Source organism: Aquipseudomonas alcaligenes NBRC 14159, assembly GCF_000467105.1.
Lineage (GTDB): Bacteria > Pseudomonadota > Gammaproteobacteria > Pseudomonadales > Pseudomonadaceae > Aquipseudomonas > Aquipseudomonas alcaligenes.
On the sequence record NZ_BATI01000028.1, the window covers coordinates 74669 to 91854 of the forward strand.

Here is a 17186-nt window from a genome sequence, read left to right on the forward strand (position 1 = left end):
AGCGACTTTTTCCAACTGCCAGACCTTCGCCGACCATGACCGAGTCCGTGCTCGACTATATGACCCGCCTGGGCCGCGCCGCGCGCGCCGCCTCGCGGGTGCTCGCCCGAGCCAGCACCGCGCAGAAGAACCATGCGCTGCAGGCTGCCGCCAACGCCCTCGATGCCGCCCGCAGCGAGCTGACCGCCGCCAACGAGCTGGATCTGGCCGCTGCACGCGCCAATGGTCTGGAGCCGGCCATGGTCGACCGCCTGGCGCTGACGCCGAAGGTGATCGACTCGATGATCGAAGGCCTGCGCCAGGTCGCCACCCTGCCGGACCCGATCGGCGAGATTCAGGGTATGCGCTACCTGCCGTCCGGCATCCAGGTCGGCAAGATGCGCGTGCCGTTGGGCGTGATCGGCATCATCTACGAGTCGCGCCCCAACGTGACCATCGACGCCGCCAGCCTGTGCTTGAAGTCCGGCAATGCCACCATCCTGCGTGGCGGTTCCGAGGCCATTCATTCCAACCAGGCGATCGCCCGCTGCATCCAGCTCGGCCTGGCCGAGGCCGGCCTGCCGGCCAGCGCCGTGCAGGTGGTGGAAACCACCGACCGCGCCGCCGTCGGTGCGCTGATCACCATGCCGGAGTTCGTCGACGTGATCGTGCCGCGCGGCGGCAAGGGCCTGATCGAGCGCATCAGCCGCGACGCCAAGGTGCCGGTGATCAAGCATCTGGACGGCGTTTGCCACGTCTACGTGGACATCGCCGCCGATCTGGGCAAGGCCATTCGTGTCTGCGACAACGCCAAGACCCAGCGTTATTCGCCGTGCAACACCATGGAGACGCTGCTGGTGCACGAGGCCATTGCCGCCCGCGTACTGCCGCCGCTGGCCGCCATCTACCGCGACAAGGGCGTGGAGCTGCGCGGCGACGCCGCCACCCGCGCGCTGCTCGGTGGCGGTGTGCTGGAAGCGACCGAAGATGACTGGTACGCCGAGTACAACGCGCCGATCCTGGCGATCCGTATCGTCGACTCGCTGGATGCGGCCATCGAGCACATCAACCAGTACGGCTCGCAGCACACTGACGCGATCATCACCGAGAACTTCAGTGATGCCCGGCGCTTCCTCACCGAAGTGGATTCCGCTTCGGTGATGGTCAATGCCTCGACCCGTTTCGCCGACGGTTTCGAGTACGGCCTGGGCGCGGAGATCGGCATCTCCACCGACAAGCTGCACGCCCGCGGCCCGGTCGGCCTGGAAGGCCTGACCAGCGAGAAGTACGTGGTATTCGGCGACGGGCACATCCGCACCTGATGGCGCGACGCATTGGCATCCTGGGCGGCACTTTCAATCCGGTGCATATCGGTCATCTGCGCGGTGCGCTGGAGGTCGCCGAGTTCATGGCGCTGGACGAGCTAAGGCTGATCCCCAGCGCCCGTCCGCCGCACCGCGAGGCGCCGCAGGCGACCGCCGAGCAGCGCCTGGCCATGGTCGAGCTGGCAGTGGCCGGCGAGCCGAGGCTGGCGGTCGACGACCGCGAGTTGAAGCGTGACAAACCGTCGTTCACCTACGACACCCTGGAGTCGGTGCGCGGTGAGCTGGCGGCGGACGATCAGTTGTTTCTCCTGCTGGGCTGGGATGCCTTCTGCGGGTTGCCCACCTGGCATCGCTGGCAGGAGCTGCTGGTGCACTGCCATATCCTCGTGCTGCAGCGGCCGGATGCCGACAGCGAGCCGCCCGAGGCGCTGCGCGATCTGCTCGCCGCGCGCAGTGTGACCGATCCGCAAGGCCTCCTCGGGCCGAGCGGGCAGATCAGTTTCATCTGGCAGACGCCGCTGGCGGTGTCTGCCACCCTGGTTCGCCAGTTGCTGGCGCAGGGGCGTTCGGTGCGTTTTCTGGTGCCCGACGCCGTGCTGGCCTATATCCATGCGCACGATCTGTACCGTGCGAAAACCGATTCATGAGGTAACGATGCAAAACGAACAACTGGTCAAGGTCGCCGTGGCGGCCCTGGAAGACATGAAAGGTCAGGACATCACCACCATCGATGTGCGCGGCAAGACCAGCGTCACCGATTTCATGGTGATCGCCAGCGGCACCTCCAGCCGTCACGTCAAGTCGATGGCCAATGAAGTGCTGGAAAAGGTCAAGGAGCAGGGCGTGCGCCCGATCGGCAGCGAAGGTCTGGACGGTGGCGAGTGGGCCCTGCTCGACCTGGGCGACGTGGTGGTCCACGTAATGCAGGTTGCCACCCGTCAGTTCTACGATCTGGAGCGCCTGTGGCAAGGTGCCGAGCAGAGCCGCGCGCAGCATCAGGATCCGGCCGAGTAAGTCCGCCCCGTGCGTATCAAGCTGATCGCCGTCGGCTCGCGCATGCCGCGCTGGGTCGAGGAGGGCTGGCAGGAGTACGTCAAGCGTCTGCCGGGCGAGTTGCCGTTGGAGCTGGTGGAGATTCCGCTCAGTACCCGTGGCAAGAACGCCGATGTTGCCCGCCTGATCCGTCAGGAGGGCGAGGCGATGCTGAGCAAGGTGCAGCCCGGTGAACGCATCGTGACCCTGGAGGTCACAGGCAAGCCGTGGAGCACCGAGCAGCTGGCTGCCGAGCTGGAACGCTGGCGCCTGGATGCGCGCAACGTCAACCTGATGGTCGGCGGCCCCGAGGGGCTGGCGCCGGAAGTGTGCGCGCGCAGCGAGCAGCGCTGGTCGCTGTCGCCGCTGACCCTGCCGCACCCGCTGGTGCGTATTCTGGTCGGCGAGCAGATCTACCGGGCCTGGACCGTGCTGTCCGGCCATCCGTATCACAAATAAGTAGCAGTCGATGCCGCAGCCGATCCGCCTGAAGGACCACGAGAAGGACGCCCGCCTGGTGCGTCGTCGCGTCGTCGTCGGCGGCGTCGTGGTGCTGCTGCTGACCTGTGTGCTGATTGCCCGCATGTACTACCTGCAGGTGATCCAGTACGAGCATCACACCACCCTGGCGGAGAACAACCGCATTCACGTGCAGCCGATTCCGCCCACCCGTGGGCTGATCTTCGACCGCAACGGGGTGATCATCGCCGACAACCGCCCCAGCTTCAGTCTGACCATCACCCGCGAGCGGGCGGGCGACTGGCGCCAGGTGCTGGACGCGATCGTCGAGGTGCTGGAGCTGACCCCGGACGACCGCGCGCTGTTCGAGAAGCGCATGCGCCAGGGGCGCCGGCCTTTCGAGCCTGTGCCGGTGCTGTTCGAGCTGTCCGAGGAGCAGATCGCGCGCATCGCGGTCAACCAGTTCCGTCTGCCCGGGGTGGAGGTCAGCGCCCAGCTGGTGCGCCACTATCCGCAGAAGGAGCGCTTCGCGCATTCGGTCGGCTATGTCGGGCGGATCAACGAGAAGGAGCTCAAGGACCTCGATCCTACCGACTACGCGGGTACCCACCATATCGGCAAGACCGGTATCGAGCGCTTCTACGAGGACATGCTGCACGGCCAGGTTGGTTACGAGGAAGTCGAGACCAACGCCCGTGGTCGGGTGCTGCGGGTGCTCAAGCGTACCGATCCGACGCCGGGCATGGACCTGACCCTGAGCCTCGACGTGCGCCTGCAGGAAGCGGCCGAACAGGCACTGGCCGGCCGCCGTGGCGCCTTGGTGGCGATCGAGCCGAGCACGGGCGACGTACTGGCGATGGTCAGCCTGCCCAGCTTCGACCCCAACCCCTTCGTCACCGGCATCGGCTTCAAGGCCTATGCCGAGCTGCGCGACTCCATCGACCGGCCGCTGTACAACCGCGTGCTGCGCGGCCTGTATCCGCCGGGCTCGACGATCAAGCCGATGGTCGCGGTGGCCGGCCTGGATGCCGGGGTGATTACCCCGCAGACCCGGGTGTTCGACCCCGGCTACTACCAGTTGCCCGGGCACAGCCACAAGTACCGCAACTGGAACCGCCTGGGCGATGGCTCGGTGAACATGGAGTTCGCCATCATGCGCTCCAACGACACCTACTTTTACGACCTCGCGCGCAAGATGGGCGTGGACCGCCTGCACGACTACATGACGCGCTTCGGCCTGGGCCAGAAGGTGGCACTGGACATGTTCGAGGAAGCCCCCGGCCTGATGCCGTCGCGCGAGTGGAAGCGTGCGCGCTACCGCCAGGCCTGGTATCCGGGCGAGACGCTGATCCTCGGCATCGGCCAGGGCTACATGCAAACCACGCCGCTGCAGTTGGCTCAGGCCACCGCGCTGATGGCCACCCGCGGCAAGTGGATTCGCCCACACCTGCTGAAGACCGCCGAGGGGCAGACGCCGCAGCAGCTGATGGCCGATGGCGCCATGGACGGGGTGATGACGCCGCCGGACATCGTGCTGCGCGACGACAAGTTCTGGGACTACGGCCGCCTGGGCATGGAGGCGGTGATGCACGGGCCGCGCGGCACTGCCGCCAAGGTCGGTGCCACCTCGGTGTACCGTATCGCTGGCAAGAGCGGCACGGCCCAGGTGGTGGCGATCAAGCAGGGGGAGAAGTACGACCGCAGCAAGGTTCGCGAACGTCACCGCGACCATGCCCTGTTCGTCGCCTTCGCCCCCGCCGAGGCGCCGAAGATCGCCGTGGCGGTGATGGTGGAGAACGGCGAGTCCGGCTCCGGCGTCGCCGCGCCGGTGGTCAAGCAGGTGATGGACGCCTGGCTGCTCGGTCCCGATGGCCAGCTCAAGCCCGAGTATCGCCCCCCGGTGCCGGTAACCGAAGAGGCTAGTGTGCAGCGATGAAGCGCCAGGAATTCGACCGCAGCATTTCCGATGAAGACGTGTTCAAGCGCCGCGCCACCCTGCTGCAGCGCCTGCACATCGATGGCTGGCTGCTGCTGATCCTGCTGGCGCTGTGCGCCGGCGGCCTGTTCGTGCTGTATTCGGCCAGCGGCAAGAACTGGGACCTGGTGATCAAGCAGGGCAGCTCCTTTGGTCTCGGGCTGTTCGCCGCGATCATCATCGCCCAGTTCGAGCCGCGCTTCATGGCGCGCTGGGTGCCGCTGGCCTACCTGGTCGGGGTCGGCCTGCTGGTGGCGGTGGAGGTCATGGGCCATACGGCCATGGGTGCTACGCGCTGGATCAACATCCCCGGGGTGATCCGCTTCCAGCCCTCGGAGTTCATGAAGATCATCATGCCGGCGACCATCGCCTGGTACCTGGCGCGACACAACCTGCCGCCCAAGCTCAAGCACATCGTCATCAGCCTGGTGCTGATCCTGATCCCCTTCGTACTCATTTTGAAACAACCTGACCTGGGCACCGGCCTGCTGATCCTCGCGTCCGGCGCCTTCGTGCTGTTCATGGCCGGCCTGCAGTGGCGCTGGATCATGGGGGCGGTGGCGGCCGTGGTGCCGATCGCCATCGCCATGTGGTTCTTCGTGCTGCACCAGTACCAGAAGCAGCGGGTGCTGACCTTCCTCGATCCGGAAAGCGACCCGCTGGGTACCGGCTGGAACATCATCCAGTCCAAGGCGGCCATCGGCTCGGGCGGCGTGTTCGGCAAGGGCTGGCTGCTCGGCACCCAGTCGCACCTGGATTTTTTGCCGGAAAGTCACACGGACTTTATCATTGCCGTGCTGAGCGAGGAGTTCGGCATGGTCGGAGTGTGTATCCTGCTGTTCGTCTACTTGCTGCTGATCGGGCGCGGGCTGATGATCACGGCGCAGGCGCAGACGCTGTTCGGCAAACTGCTGGCCGGTAGCCTGACCATGACCTTCTTCGTCTACGTATTCGTTAACATCGGCATGGTCAGCGGACTGCTGCCGGTGGTGGGGGTGCCCCTGCCCTTTATTAGCTATGGCGGAACCCATCTGGTGACGCTGTTGTCTGGGTTTGGGGTTTTGATGGCGATTCAGACGCACCGCAAGTGGATCGCCCAGGCATGACAAGAGTGCAGAATTTGAAACAAGCAATGCGCAGCTGGGGAATCGCCGTGGGGGCGTTGCTCGGTCTGGTCGGCCAGGCGCAGGCCGCCGGCGAATATCAGGGCTCGCCCAAGGTGGCCGAGTTCATTGCCGAAATGACCCGCGATCATGGCTTCGCCAGTGAGCAGCTGACCGCGCTGTTCGACCAGGTGGAGCGCAAGCAGGCGATTCTCGATGCGATCTCCCGCCCGGCCGAGAAGGTCAAGCCGTGGAAGGACTACCGGCCGATCTTCATCACCGAGGCGCGCATCAGCAAGGGTGTGGACTTCTGGAACAAGCATGCCGAGGCCCTGGCCCGTGCCGAGCAGGAATATGGCGTGCCGGCCGAGGTGATCGTCTCGATCATCGGCGTGGAAACCTTCTACGGCGGCAACACCGGTAGCTGGCGTGTGCTCGATGCGCTGTCGACCCTGTGCTTCGACTATCCGCCGCGTGCCGAATTCTTCTGCCAGCAGCTGCGCGAGTTCCTCATCCTGGCCCGCGAGCAGCAGATCGACCCGCTCACCGTGAAAGGCTCCTACGCCGGTGCCATGGGGCTGCCGCAGTTCATGCCGGGCAGCTTCCGCGCCTACGCGGTGGACTTCGACGGCGACGGCCATATCGACATCTGGACCAACCCGGTGGATGCCATCGGCAGCGTCGCCAGCTACTTCAAGCGTCATGGCTGGGTCAGCGGCGAGTCCGTGGTCAGCCGCGCCCAGGTCAAGGGCGAGCAGGCCGACAGCGGCCTGACCCAGGGCCTAGACCCGGTGAAGACGGTGGGCGAGCTGCGCACCCTCGGCTGGAGCAGCGCGGATGTGCTGCGCGACGACATCCCGGTCACCGCCTTCCGCTTCGACGGCGCCGAAGGCCAGGAATACTGGATGGGCCTGCCCAACTTCTACGTGATCACCCGCTACAATCGTAGCGCCATGTACGCCATGGCCGTTCATCAACTGTCCGGCGAGCTGATCGCCAAGCGGGGTCGTCCGTGAAGCGGGTCCTGCGCACTCTGACTGCCACCGCCATCGGCCTGGCACTGGTCAGCTGCACCAACAACCGCGCCCCGCAGCCGGTCGAGCCCGGTTCGCAGCCGATTTCCGGGCCCGGTGACTACAGCCGCCCGCATCGCGACGGCGCGCCCTGGTGGGACGTCGATGTGTCGCGCATCCCCGATGCCGTGCCGATGCCGCATTACGGCAACTACAAGGCCAACCCCTACACGGTGATGGGCAAGACCTATTACCCGATCCGCGACAGCCGCCGCTACAGCGCCGTCGGTACCGCGTCCTGGTACGGCACCAAGTTCCACGGTCAGGCCACCGCCAACGGCGAAGCCTATGACTTGTACGGCATGACCGCCGCGCACAAGACTCTGCCGCTGCCGAGCTACGTGCGGGTGACCAACCTGGACAACGGCAAGACGGTGATCCTGCGGGTCAACGACCGTGGCCCGTTCTACTCCGACCGCATCATCGACCTGTCCTTCGCCGCAGCGAAGAAGCTCGGCTACGCCGAGAGCGGCACCGCGCGGGTCAAGGTCGAGGGCATCGACCCACATGAGTGGTGGGCCGCCCAGGGCCGTCCGGTGCCGATGGTGCTGGCACAGCCGAAGATGGCCAATCAGCCCGCTCCGGCGGTCGCGCAGCCGGTCGCGGTGGCGGCCAGCCAGCCGATCGAGCAGTACACCCCGCCGCCCGAGCAGCATGCCGCGGCCGTCGTGCCGGTGCAGATGGACGTAAAAAAAAACGCTTCGCCCGCAGCCTCTGGCCTGTATCTCCAAGTGGCCGCCTTCGCCAATCCGGACGCTGCGGAGCTCCTCAAGGCCAAGCTGAGCGAGACGGTACCTGCCAAGGTGTTTATCAGCTCGGTGGTGCGCAACCAGCAGATCTTGCACCGGGTACGCTTGGGGCCGGTCGAAACCCAGGCTGAGGCGCAGCAGCTGCAGGACAGTGTGCGCCTGGCCAACCTCGGCGAGCCCGCCCTGGTGAAGGCCGACTGAAGCCTTTCGTGCGCCGCGTTCGCGCGGCGCTGAATGCGGGCGGCCATGCCGTCCGTGCCATCGTTGACAGTGATCTTTAGAGAACCGGATGAACATCTCCCGCTTTGCCCAACGCCTCTCCCTGCTCGTGCTGCTGGCCGTGCCTTTCGCCGCGTCCGCCGAATCGGCGATCCCCTCGCCGCCGCAGCTGGCTGCCAAGTCCTATGTGCTGATGGATGGCGCCAGCGGCAAGGTGCTGGTGGAGAACAACGGCGATCAGCGCCTGCCGCCGGCCAGCCTGACCAAGCTGATGACCGCCTACATCGCCACCCTGGAAATTCGCAAGGGCAAGATCGGCGAGCAGGACCTGGTGACCGTCAGCGAGCACGCCTGGCGTACCGGTGGTGCGGCGTCCGGTGGTTCCACCATGTTCCTGCCGATCAACAGCCAGGTGACGGTGGATGACCTGCTGCACGGCATCATCATCCAGTCCGGCAACGACGCCAGCATCGCCCTGGCCGAATACATCGCCGGTAGTGAAGACGCCTTCGCCGACATGATGAACGAGACCGCCGAGAAGCTCGGTATGAAGAACTCGCACTTCATGAACGCCACCGGCCTGCCGCACCCGGAGCACTACTCCAGCGCCCACGACATGGCCATCCTGGCCCGCGCCATCATCAACGAGGACCAGGAGCACTATGCGATCTACTCGCAGAAGGAGTTCTTCTGGAACAACATCAAGCAGGGCAACCGCAACCTGCTGCTGTGGCGCGACAGCACCGTCGATGGCCTGAAGACCGGCCACACCGAGGAGGCTGGCTTCTGCCTGGTGGCCTCGGCCGTGCGTGATGGTGCGCGCATGATCACTTCGGTATTCGGCACCGACAGCGAGAAGACCCGCGCCGCCGAGACCCAGAAGCTGCTGACCTACGGCTTCCGCTTCTTCGAGACCCAGACCTTCTACAAGGCAGGCCAGGAGCTGGCCCAGGCCCAGGTCTGGAAAGGCACCACGCGTCAGGTCAAGGCCGGCCTTGCCCAGGACCTCAGCCTGACCCTGCCGAAAGGCCAGGTGAAGCAGCTCAAGGCCAGCATGGTGCTGGAGCCGCAGCTGGTAGCGCCACTCAAGCAGGGCGACGTGATCGGCAAGGTCGAAGTCAAGCTGGGTGAAGAGGTGGTACACAGCGCCGACCTGATCGCCCTGGAGCCGGTGGAGGAGGGTGGTTTCTTCCGTCGCCTGTGGGATAGCATCCGCCTGTTCTTCTACGGCATGTTCAACTGAGAGTCGTCTGGCGGTCTTGAAACACCGCCGTTCGGGCCCCAGATAAGGGACTGAACTGAAGGCTGACAAGGACGCCCCGGAATCGGGGCGTTCGCATTTCACGGGTGACAAACCCGGAGTGACCGCGATGACCGATACCGAAGTACAAGCCCCGAAAATCGAATTCCCCTGCGAGCGCTACCCGATCAAGGTGATCGGTGAGGCCGGCGCCGGCTTCGCCGACCTGGTGGTGGAAGTGATCCAGCGCCATGCGCCGGGCTTTGATGCCGCCAGCCTGGTGGTGCGCGACAGCCGCAATGGTCGCTTCCTCTCCGTGCAGGTGCTGATCACCGCCACCGGGGTCGAGCAGCTGCAGGCGATCCATGTCGACCTCAAGGCCACCGGTCGCGTGCACATGGTGCTCTGATGGCCGAGCTGGTCGTGCGTCACCTGGGGCTGGCGGACTATCTGCCGACCCTGGAAGCCATGCGCCGCTTCACCGCCGAGCGTGATGAGTCGACCCCTGACGAGATCTGGCTGCTGCAGCATCCGCGGGTGTTCACCCAGGGCCAGGCCGGCAAGGCCGAGCACCTGCTGGCACCCGGCGATATCCCGGTCATTCAGGTCGAGCGCGGCGGTCAGGTCACCTACCACGGCCCCGGTCAGCTGGTGGCTTATTTGATGCTGGACCTGCGTCGCAAGAAGCTCGGCGTGCGTGAGCTGGTGACGGCCATGGAGCAGGCGCTGGTCGATGTGCTGGCCGGCTATGGCATCGAGGCCGCGCCGAAGGCCGATGCCCCGGGCGTCTATGTCGCCGGCGACAAGATCGCCTCGCTGGGCTTGCGGGTACGCAACGGCTGTTCGTTCCACGGCCTGGCGCTGAACGTCGACATGGACATGGCGCCCTTCCAGCGCATCAACCCTTGCGGTTATGCCGGCCTGAAGATGATCCAGCTCAGGGACCTGCTGGCAACCGTGCCGTCGCTCGATGAGGTGGCGCAGCGCCTGGAACCTGCACTGCGCGAGCGCCTGGGTTACCGCTGAGGCTGGATAGAGGCCAAGCAAAAGGCCCTGGGGCGGATGCCACAGGGCCTTTTATGTTTCTACGCTAAGGGTCAGTTCAGATTGAGCGCCGGAATCAGGCTGTCGTTCTGTTGCTGGCCCGGCACTGGGGCGGGGGCGGCCAGGCCCAGGTTGTTCTTCTCGAATACCCGGTCGGCACGGTAGCTGGAGCGCACCAGCGGGCCGGCGGCGACTTCCATGAAGCCCTTTTCCAGGCCGATGTCGCGCAGGCGATTGAACTCCTCGGGGCTGACCCAGCGCTGCACCTTGAGGTGGTTGCGCGTGGGCTGCAGATATTGGCCGAGGGTGAGGATGTCCACGCCGATGGCGCGCAGGTCGTCCATGGTCGCGAGGATTTCCTCGTCGGTCTCGCCCAGGCCGAGCATCAGGCTGGTCTTGGTGATGACTGAAGGACGGTGCTGCTTGGCGAACTCCAGCACCTTCAGGGTTTTCTCGTAGCCGGCGCGCGGGTCGCGCACCTCATGGGTCAGGCGCTTGACCGTCTCGACGTTCTGCGCGAACACCTCGAGGCCGGAATCCACCACGCGGGCGATGGCCGCGTGGTCGCCGTCGAAGTCCGGCGTCAGGGCCTCGACCACCACCTGCGGCGTGTTGGCCTTGATCGCCTGCACGCAGGCCGCGTAGTGCGCGGCGCCGCCGTCGGGCAGGTCGTCGCGGTCCACCGAAGTCAGCACGATGTAGCGCAGGCCCATCAGTTCCACCGACTTGGCGGTGTTCTGCGGCTCTTCCAGGTCCAGCCAGCCGTTCGGGTTGCCGGTATCGACGGCGCAGAAGCGGCAGGCGCGGGTACAGACCGAGCCCATCAGCATGATGGTGGCGGTGCCGTTGGACCAGCACTCGCCCATGTTCGGGCAGTGCGACTCCTGGCACACGGTGCTCAGGCGATGCTCGCCGACGTTGCGCTTGACCGCATCGAAGCGGCTGCCGCTCGGCGCCTTGACCCGCAGCCAGCTCGGCTTGGGTTCGACGACCTGCGGCTCGGCCGAAGCGCGGCGCTTCTGGCCATCCTTGATCGCGGTGATTCCCTGGGGGGTGCGAAATTTTTCGCCGCTGGAGACGGACTTGGGCGGGACTGCGTCGGACATCGAGATCTCGGCTCCGGTAGGAGGCTTGGGTAGCGGGGCTTTTGGCCTTCCGGCAGTCTACCATGGATGGCTACCTGCGGCTTGCGACCCTTGTCGGACGCGCTCTGCAGCCGTGGAGGCACTCCCCGCGGCCGTGCGTTGCTACTACCTCGCTCAGGCTCAGCTCTTCAGCTGGTTGGCGAACTGGCCGATGGCCTGGACCACCTGTTGTGCGCCGTCCTGGATCTCGACGATCACCGCACCGGCCTCGCTGGCCAGGCTGAGGCCCTGCTCGGCCTGCTCGCTGCTGCTGGCCATGCTGTCCACGGCGTTCTGCGCCAGGCTCTGGTTCTTCTGCACCACCTCGACGATTTCCTCGGTAGCCTGGCTGGTGCGGCCGGCCAGCTGGCGGACCTCATCGGCAACCACGGCGAAGCCGCGTCCCTGTTCGCCGGCCCGCGCGGCCTCGATGGCCGCGTTGAGGGCGAGCAGGTTGGTCTGGTCGGCGATGCCGCGGATGGTCTGCATGATGGTGCTGATCAGTTGCGATTGCTTGCCCAGGGCCTCGATACCCGCGCTGGCCTCGCGTAACTGACGGGCAATGCGCTGCATGACTTCGACCGTCTGGCTGACCACGGCGGCGCCTTTGTTGGCGCTGGCGTCGGTCTGTCGCGAGATGCTGTAGGCGATGCTCGCCGCTTCGGCCACGGCCTGCTCCTGGTTGACCTGATCGGTGATCACGGTGGCGAACTTGACCACTTTGTACAGCTGGTCGTGGCTGTCGACTATCGGGTTGTAGGAGGCCTCCAGCCAGACGCTGCGGCCGTGGCTGTCGACCCGCTGGAAGCGGCCGGCGACGTATTCGCCGCGATTCAGGCGAGCCCAGAAGTCGCGATATTCCTGCGAGCTCGCCTCCTCTGCCGAGCAGAACATACGGTGGTGTTTGCCGCGGATCTGTTCCAGCCGGTAGCCCATGCCGTCGAGGAAACGCTGGTTGGCGGTGAGCACTTCGCCGCTCAGGTTGAACTCGATGACGGCCGTGGAGCGCAGCAGGGCGTCGATCAGCCCTTCGTGTTCGCGCGAGGTAGCGATGGTGCGGGTCAGGTCGTTGGCGCAGAGGGTGAAGTAGGCCAGTTCGCCGCGGCTGTTCAGCACCGGCTGCCAGATGGCGCGCAGCCAGGCCTCCTGACCGTTGCCGCGGAGCAGGCGGAAGGCGCCGCTGAGGTGCTCGCGGTTGCGCAGCGCCTGCTGCAGGCGGGCATAGTTGGCTTCCGTACGGAACGACGTGGGGATCAGCGAATCCAGCGGGCGGCCGAGTAGCGCATGGTCGGCGTAGAGCATCTCGGCGAGAAAGTTGTCGTTGGCGTAGCGCACCCGGCCATCGGGCTCGATTTCCAGAACCAGCATCTCGCTGTACAACGAGTCCTTGATCTGGCGCATGCTCGCCAGTTCGTTACGCAGCTGGGCCAGCTCCGCTTTCAGCGTGTTGTTGAACATCTGTAATACACCTTCTGGGCTGATGAAGCGGTCTGTACCGGGGCAATTGCCTTTCTTGGTATCGGCCGCTGGCGGAAAAGTCGCAGTCCCTGCAGTGTAGTTCCCGACCAGCCGCTCCATGACCAGGCCGCCATGACCCGACTCGATCTCGAAATGCCTTTGCCCGCCGACTACCGGCTGGCCGACCTGTTGAGCTTCCATCGGCGCGATGCCCAGGCCCTGGCCGAGCGGGTGACGGACGATGGTCTGGACAAGGGTTTGCTCTGGCAGGGGCTGCCGGCCTGCCTGAGCCTGCGCTTCGTCGCGCACCGAGTGCGGGTGAGCCTGCAGGTGGATGGCGATATTGACGACGATCCGCAGCCGCTGGAGGCGCTGGCGGCGCACATGCTGGGGTTGACCCAGTCGGTGCACGCCTTCGAGGCGGCTTATGGCGCGCACCCTCTGCTGGGCCGGCTGATCGCTGCCAACCGGGGCTTGCGCGTGCCCCAGGCGGCTTCGGCCTTCGAGGCGCTGACCTGGGCCATCAGCGGCCAGCAGATCAGTCTGGCGGTGGCCATCAGCCTGCGTCGGCGTCTGATCCAGCTGGCCGGGCAGCAGCACTCGGGCGGCCTGTTCTGCTATCCGGACGCGGCGGCGGTCGCGGCGCTCGATGAGGACGTGCTGGGCCAGGCCGGCTTCTCCCGGGCCAAGAGCCAGACCCTGCTGCGGCTCGCGCGCGAAGTGGTCGAAGGGCGCTTGCCGCTCGATCAGTGGCAGGCTGATGCGCCAGCCGAGGTCATTGCCGAACACCTGCTGGCGCTGAAGGGCATCGGGCCCTGGACGGTGGACTACGCACTGTTGCGAGGCTTCGCCCGGCTGGACGGATCGTTGCACGGTGATGCCGCGGTCAGGCGCCAGCTGCAGCGCCTGCTCGGCGCGGAGGAAAAGCTCACACAGCCGTTCGTACGCGACTGGCTGCAACCTTTCGCACCCTGGCGCGCGCTGGTGGCGGCCCATCTCTGGGCGCTGCCGTAGTGGATTGCGAGGCAGGGCCGGGTGCTCGGCCCTGCTGCTGTGGTGCTCAGCGCAGCTGTTGCAGCAGCGCCGGGGTCGGATAGCCGTCGGCCGGCAGGCCCAGGCTCTGCTGGAAGGCGCGTACGGCACGGCGGGTGTTGGCGCCGATGATGCCGTCGGCCGGGCCCGGCTCGTAGCCGCGGGCAGCCAGGCCCTCCTGCAACGCGATGCGCTCGCTGCGACCCAGCGGGCGTTCGTCCTTCGGCCAGCTGGCCAGCAGCGGCCCGCCGCCACCCAGGCGCTGGCCGAGCAGGCCCACGGCCAGGGCGTAGGACGAGGAGTTGTTGTACTTGAGGATGGCGCCGAAGTTGCGGAACACCAGGAAAGCCGGGCCACGGTGGCCGGCCGGCAGCAGCAGGTAGCCGGTGTCGTTCGGGTCGACGTTGGTCGGCGTGCCTTTCACCCCGTGGGCATACCACTCGGCATAGGTCTTGCGCACCTCGGTGTCGGCCAGGGCGTAGTCGAAGCCGCTCGGCAGGGCCACCTGGATGCCCCAGGCGCGGCCCTTCTGCCAGCCGGAGGCCTGCAGGTAGTGGGCGGCCGAGGCCAGGGCGTCGGCGCTGGAGTTCCAGATGTCGCGACGGCCGTCGCCGTCGAAGTCCACCGCGTGGGTCAGGTAGGTGGTGGGAATGAACTGGGTCTGGCCCATGGCGCCGGCCCAGGAGCCGCGCAGGCCGGTGCTGCTGATGTCGCCGCTCTGCAGGATCTGCAGGGCCGCCAGCAACTGGTCTTCGGCGAAACGTGGGCGGCGGCCTTCATAGGCCAGGGTGGCGAGGGAGCGGATCACCGACTGCTCGCCCATGAACTGGCCGAAGCTGCTTTCCATGCCCCAGATGGCGACCAGGGTCTCGCGGTCGACGCCGTAGCGCTGCTCGATGGCATCCAGCGTGGCGGCGTGCTCGGCCAGCAGGGCCTGGCCCTTGCGCACGCGCAGCGGCGAGATGGCGCCGTCGAGGTATTCCCAGACCGGGCGGGTGAACTCCGGCTGGGCGCCGTCGGCCTTGACCACGCTCAGGTCCGGGGTCACGCCGGCGAAGGCCTGGTCGAACACCTGGGGCTGGATGCCGGCCTGCAGGGCCTTGGCGCGGAAACCTGCGCGCCAGTCCGCAAAGTTCAGCGCCGGTGCGACGGGCGCGGCGGCCTGCGCCTGAGCGGGGTTCTGCTGGGTTTGCTGTGGCGGCTGGGTGGGCGAGGCGGCAACCAGTTCGGGGGCGGGGTTCGGGGTTTCGGCACAGGCGCCGAGGAAGAGCATGGCGCCGGCGAGCAGGCAGCTCAGGCGGGCGTTGGCGGAAAGCTGGAACATCGGGGTGTCTCGGTCTTGCCAGTCAAATCGCGACCTTAACATGCCGGGCGGCTGTCCGGGCCCGGGCAACAGCGCGGTTGTGGCTCAGGCGACGCTTTTCAGCGGCCCCAGAATGCAAGAAGCCTCCCAGTGGGAGGCTTCGCGGCGGTAGCTGCCTTTGCCTTTCTTCGGCTGTTCCTGGCGGCAGCGGAACAGCGGTTGGGCGACTATGGACTTGGCCTTGTTCGGCCGCTTCGGGGCTTTCTTGCTCATCGGAGTGCTCCTCGCAGGCTCGCGGTATTGCGAGCGGCGCGGACTATGCGCCGATGGTTAAAAAATGTCCATAGGCGCAGGTGCCCGGCTTCATTCGCTGAGCGGCAGGCGCTGGCCGGCCATCAGCAAGGCCAGGCGCGCCAGGCTGCTCCAGGCATCACCGGCGGCCTGGCCCTTGACCTGCGCGTCGATGCGCTGGGCATCGATCAGCAGCTGGTTCCAGCGCGCCGCCGTATGGCGTTGCAGGGCGCGGCTGTAGAGTGGACGGCGCTTGTCCCAGACCGGCGGGCGGGCGCTGGCGAAGGCTTTTTCCAGCGGTACGCCCTGGCTGAACTGCAGGGCCAGGCCGGCCAGCTGGCGCAGTTCGCGGGCCAGCATGACGACAATGAACAGTGGTTCCACGCCTTCGCCGCGCAGGCCTTCGAGCATGCGCAGGGCATGTGCGGCTTCGCCGTTGAGGATCGCATCGACTAGGCCGAACACGTCATAGCGGGCGCTGTCGGCCACGGCCGCCTGCACCGTGCTGGCGTCGATCTGGTTGCCCTCGGCCAGCAGCTTGAGCTTCTCGATTTCCTGGGCGGCGGCCAGCAGGTTGCCTTCCACCCGCGCGGCGATCAGCTCCACCGCTTCCTGGCTGGCAGCCAGGCCGGCTTGCGACAGGCGCTGGCGAATCCAGTTGGGCAGCTGGGCGACCTCGATCGGCCAGATCTGCAGGAACTGGCTGTGCGGGCCGTCGATCAGCGCCTTGGCCCACTTGGTCTTCTGCGTGCTGCCGTCGAGCTTGGGCAGGCTGATCAGCAGCACCGTGTCTTGCGGCGGCCGTTCCAGGTATTCGAGGATGGCCGCGGTGCCCTTGTCGCCCGGCTTGCCATTGGCGATGCGCAGCTCGATCAGGCGTTTCTCGGCGAACAGCGAGAGGCTGGCGCCGGCTTCGTAGAGCAGGCCCCAGTCGAAGCTGGCTTCGGCATGGAACACGGTGCGCTCGCTGAAACCCTGCTGGCGGGTGGCGGCACGGATGGCGTCCTCGGCTTCCTGGCACAGCAGCGGCTCGTCGCCACTGACCACGTAGACCGGCGCCAGGCCTGCCTGCAGATGCTTGCCGAGTTGGGCGGGGTTCAGTTTCATCGCGGCTTCTTGCGAAAAGGGCCGGTTGCCCGGCCCTCTCTTATCACTGCTTGATCGGCAGCTGGATCGGCGACTGCAGCGGCGCCGACTCCTGCTCGGCGCGGCGCGCCGCGGCGGCGGCTTCCGCTTCGGCGGCGGCGCGGGCCTCGGCTTCCTGCTGCAGCTGTTCCAGCTGGGCCGGGGTCAGCAGTTGCAGGCGCAGGGACAGCTGCTGGATCAGCTCGCGGCGCATTTCCTGGCGCAGCTGGCCGGACTCCTGGCTGGAGCCGATCAGGTTGTTCTCGTCGTGCACGTAGATGCTCTGCACTTCCAGCTTGTCCTGCAGCAACAGCAGGTTCTTCTCGCCGCGGATCTCGTAGTCCAGGCGGGTGGTCAGCTCGAGCTCGGCACTGCGTGCGCTGCCGCTGCGGCTGGCGGTACGCTGGGTTTCCTGCTCGTTGGCCAGGAACAGGCGGTAGGGCGCGCCGTTGTGGACCTTCACGCCGCTGTTCTCGAGCAGCTGGCGCAGCTGCTTGGCGGTATCGCTGTAGGCGTTGCGCGCCTGCAGGTCGATTTCCTTGACGGCGAACTCGGCGCTGCCGGTGCCGCGCAGCTGGAAGCCGCAGGCGCTGAGCAGAACGGCCAGACCTATTACCACCAGATTCCGTTTCATCATTCTCTTCTATCCCCTTGG

18 protein-coding genes and 1 pseudogene are annotated in these 17186 nt (G+C 66.5%); 12 read left to right on the forward strand and 7 right to left on the reverse strand.

All coding sequences use genetic code 11. The features are described 5' to 3' along the window. The first annotated feature begins 35 nt into the window (after window positions 1–35). From PA6_RS15280 to lipB, 11 genes are all read left to right on the forward strand, one after another. A complete protein-coding gene (locus PA6_RS15280; protein WP_021701839.1) occupies window positions 36–1301 on the forward strand; it encodes a glutamate-5-semialdehyde dehydrogenase in 1266 nt (421 codons plus the stop codon). Next, window positions 1301–1951 (forward strand): nicotinate-nucleotide adenylyltransferase, encoded by a 651-nt coding sequence (gene nadD / locus PA6_RS15285; protein ID WP_021701840.1) that lies wholly within the window; start codon window positions 1301–1303, stop codon window positions 1949–1951. Before PA6_RS15280 ends, nadD begins: the two co-directional genes overlap by 1 nt. Before the next feature lie 7 nt (window positions 1952–1958). Further along, complete coding sequence (rsfS, locus tag PA6_RS15290; protein ID WP_021701841.1) at window positions 1959–2318, forward strand: ribosome silencing factor; 360 nt, start codon at window positions 1959–1961, stop codon at window positions 2316–2318. A gap of 9 nt (window positions 2319–2327) precedes the next feature. After that, window positions 2328–2795, forward strand: a complete 468-nt coding sequence (gene rlmH / locus PA6_RS15295) for a 23S rRNA (pseudouridine(1915)-N(3))-methyltransferase RlmH (protein ID WP_021701842.1) — start codon at window positions 2328–2330, stop codon at window positions 2793–2795. 10 nt (window positions 2796–2805) lie between these two features. After that, the gene (gene mrdA / locus PA6_RS15300) at window positions 2806–4731 is read left to right on the forward strand and encodes a penicillin-binding protein 2 (protein ID WP_021701843.1); all 1926 of its coding nucleotides are present in this window, start codon (window positions 2806–2808) and stop codon (window positions 4729–4731) included. Next, complete coding sequence (rodA, locus tag PA6_RS15305; RefSeq protein WP_021701844.1) at window positions 4728–5876, forward strand: rod shape-determining protein RodA; 1149 nt, start codon at window positions 4728–4730, stop codon at window positions 5874–5876. The genes mrdA and rodA overlap by 4 nt, the downstream gene beginning before the upstream one ends. Continuing rightward, window positions 5873–6889 carry a lytic murein transglycosylase B gene (gene mltB, locus PA6_RS15310; protein ID WP_081693994.1) on the forward strand — a complete coding sequence of 339 codons (1017 nt, stop codon included), beginning with the start codon at window positions 5873–5875 and terminating at the stop codon, window positions 6887–6889. Before rodA ends, mltB begins: the two co-directional genes overlap by 4 nt. Next, the gene (locus PA6_RS15315; protein ID WP_021701846.1) at window positions 6886–7896 is read left to right on the forward strand and encodes a septal ring lytic transglycosylase RlpA family protein; all 1011 of its coding nucleotides are present in this window, start codon (window positions 6886–6888) and stop codon (window positions 7894–7896) included. Before mltB ends, PA6_RS15315 begins: the two co-directional genes overlap by 4 nt. An 88-nt stretch (window positions 7897–7984) precedes the next feature. Further along, window positions 7985–9157, forward strand: a complete 1173-nt coding sequence (locus PA6_RS15320; protein ID WP_021701847.1) for a D-alanyl-D-alanine carboxypeptidase family protein — start codon at window positions 7985–7987, stop codon at window positions 9155–9157. Between the two features lie 127 nt (window positions 9158–9284). Continuing rightward, entirely contained in the window at window positions 9285–9563 is a 279-nt protein-coding gene (locus tag PA6_RS15325; RefSeq protein WP_021701848.1) for a DUF493 domain-containing protein, read from the forward strand. Further along, window positions 9563–10180, forward strand: coding sequence for a lipoyl(octanoyl) transferase LipB (gene lipB / locus PA6_RS15330; RefSeq protein ID WP_021701849.1), 618 nt, complete (start codon window positions 9563–9565; stop codon window positions 10178–10180). The genes PA6_RS15325 and lipB overlap by 1 nt, the downstream gene beginning before the upstream one ends. Window positions 10181–10251: 71 nt before the next feature. Here the strand turns inward: lipB and lipA are convergent, their stop codons facing one another. The 3 genes and pseudogenes from lipA to PA6_RS24640 form a co-directional block, all read right to left on the reverse strand. Beyond that, entirely contained in the window at window positions 10252–11304 is a 1053-nt protein-coding gene (gene lipA, locus PA6_RS15335) for a lipoyl synthase (protein ID WP_021701850.1), read from the reverse strand. Between the two features lie 159 nt (window positions 11305–11463). After that, window positions 11464–12024, reverse strand: a complete 561-nt coding sequence (locus PA6_RS24635; RefSeq protein WP_255209929.1) for a methyl-accepting chemotaxis protein — start codon at window positions 12022–12024, stop codon at window positions 11464–11466. After that, window positions 12004–12981, reverse strand: a pseudogene (locus PA6_RS24640) (PAS domain-containing protein); the annotation flags it as partial. The gene PA6_RS24635 and the pseudogene PA6_RS24640, both read right to left, overlap by 21 nt. Between PA6_RS24640 and PA6_RS15345 the strand changes: the two are divergent. Beyond that, on the forward strand, window positions 12913–13794 hold the full coding sequence (locus PA6_RS15345; protein WP_021701852.1) for a DNA-3-methyladenine glycosylase family protein: 882 nt from the start codon (window positions 12913–12915) through the stop codon (window positions 13792–13794). The pseudogene PA6_RS24640 and the gene PA6_RS15345 sit on opposite strands and share 69 nt — an antisense overlap. Before the next feature lie 46 nt (window positions 13795–13840). Here PA6_RS15345 and PA6_RS15350 read toward each other — a convergent pair whose 3' ends face one another. From PA6_RS15350 to PA6_RS15360, 4 genes are all read right to left on the reverse strand, one after another. Further along, the gene (locus PA6_RS15350) at window positions 13841–15136 is read right to left on the reverse strand and encodes a lytic murein transglycosylase (protein WP_021701853.1); all 1296 of its coding nucleotides are present in this window, start codon (window positions 15134–15136) and stop codon (window positions 13841–13843) included. Between the two features lie 84 nt (window positions 15137–15220). Beyond that, a complete protein-coding gene (gene arfA, locus PA6_RS22825) occupies window positions 15221–15388 on the reverse strand; it encodes an alternative ribosome rescue factor ArfA (RefSeq protein WP_021701854.1) in 168 nt (55 codons plus the stop codon). Between the two features lie 90 nt (window positions 15389–15478). Continuing rightward, the gene (gene holA, locus PA6_RS15355; RefSeq protein WP_021701855.1) at window positions 15479–16513 is read right to left on the reverse strand and encodes a DNA polymerase III subunit delta; all 1035 of its coding nucleotides are present in this window, start codon (window positions 16511–16513) and stop codon (window positions 15479–15481) included. A 43-nt stretch (window positions 16514–16556) separates the two neighbouring features. Beyond that, a complete protein-coding gene (locus tag PA6_RS15360) occupies window positions 16557–17168 on the reverse strand; it encodes an LPS-assembly lipoprotein LptE (protein ID WP_043216768.1) in 612 nt (203 codons plus the stop codon). Between the last annotated feature and the right edge of the window lie 18 nt (window positions 17169–17186).

Bases quoted from the DNA above. Each gene is read 5' to 3' on its own strand.
- PA6_RS15280 (WP_021701839.1), top strand. From the start codon at position 36: ATGACCGAGTCCGTGCTCGACTATATGACCCGCCTGGGCCGCGCCGCG.
- nadD (WP_021701840.1), top strand. From the start codon at position 1,301: ATGGCGCGACGCATTGGCATCCTGGGCGGCACTTTCAATCCGGTGCAT.
- rsfS (WP_021701841.1), top strand. From the start codon at position 1,959: ATGCAAAACGAACAACTGGTCAAGGTCGCCGTGGCGGCCCTGGAAGAC.
- mrdA (WP_021701843.1), top strand. From the start codon at position 2,806: ATGCCGCAGCCGATCCGCCTGAAGGACCACGAGAAGGACGCCCGCCTG.
- rodA (WP_021701844.1), top strand. From the start codon at position 4,728: ATGAAGCGCCAGGAATTCGACCGCAGCATTTCCGATGAAGACGTGTTC.
- mltB (WP_081693994.1), top strand. From the start codon at position 5,873: ATGACAAGAGTGCAGAATTTGAAACAAGCAATGCGCAGCTGGGGAATC.
- PA6_RS15320 (WP_021701847.1), top strand. From the start codon at position 7,985: ATGAACATCTCCCGCTTTGCCCAACGCCTCTCCCTGCTCGTGCTGCTG.
- PA6_RS15325 (WP_021701848.1), top strand. From the start codon at position 9,285: ATGACCGATACCGAAGTACAAGCCCCGAAAATCGAATTCCCCTGCGAG.
- lipB (WP_021701849.1), top strand. From the start codon at position 9,563: ATGGCCGAGCTGGTCGTGCGTCACCTGGGGCTGGCGGACTATCTGCCG.
- lipA (WP_021701850.1), bottom strand. From the start codon at position 11,304: ATGTCCGACGCAGTCCCGCCCAAGTCCGTCTCCAGCGGCGAAAAATTT.
- PA6_RS15345 (WP_021701852.1), top strand. From the start codon at position 12,913: ATGACCCGACTCGATCTCGAAATGCCTTTGCCCGCCGACTACCGGCTG.
- PA6_RS15350 (WP_021701853.1), bottom strand. From the start codon at position 15,136: ATGTTCCAGCTTTCCGCCAACGCCCGCCTGAGCTGCCTGCTCGCCGGC.
- arfA (WP_021701854.1), bottom strand. From the start codon at position 15,388: ATGAGCAAGAAAGCCCCGAAGCGGCCGAACAAGGCCAAGTCCATAGTC.
- holA (WP_021701855.1), bottom strand. From the start codon at position 16,513: ATGAAACTGAACCCCGCCCAACTCGGCAAGCATCTGCAGGCAGGCCTG.
- PA6_RS15360 (WP_043216768.1), bottom strand. From the start codon at position 17,168: ATGATGAAACGGAATCTGGTGGTAATAGGTCTGGCCGTTCTGCTCAGC.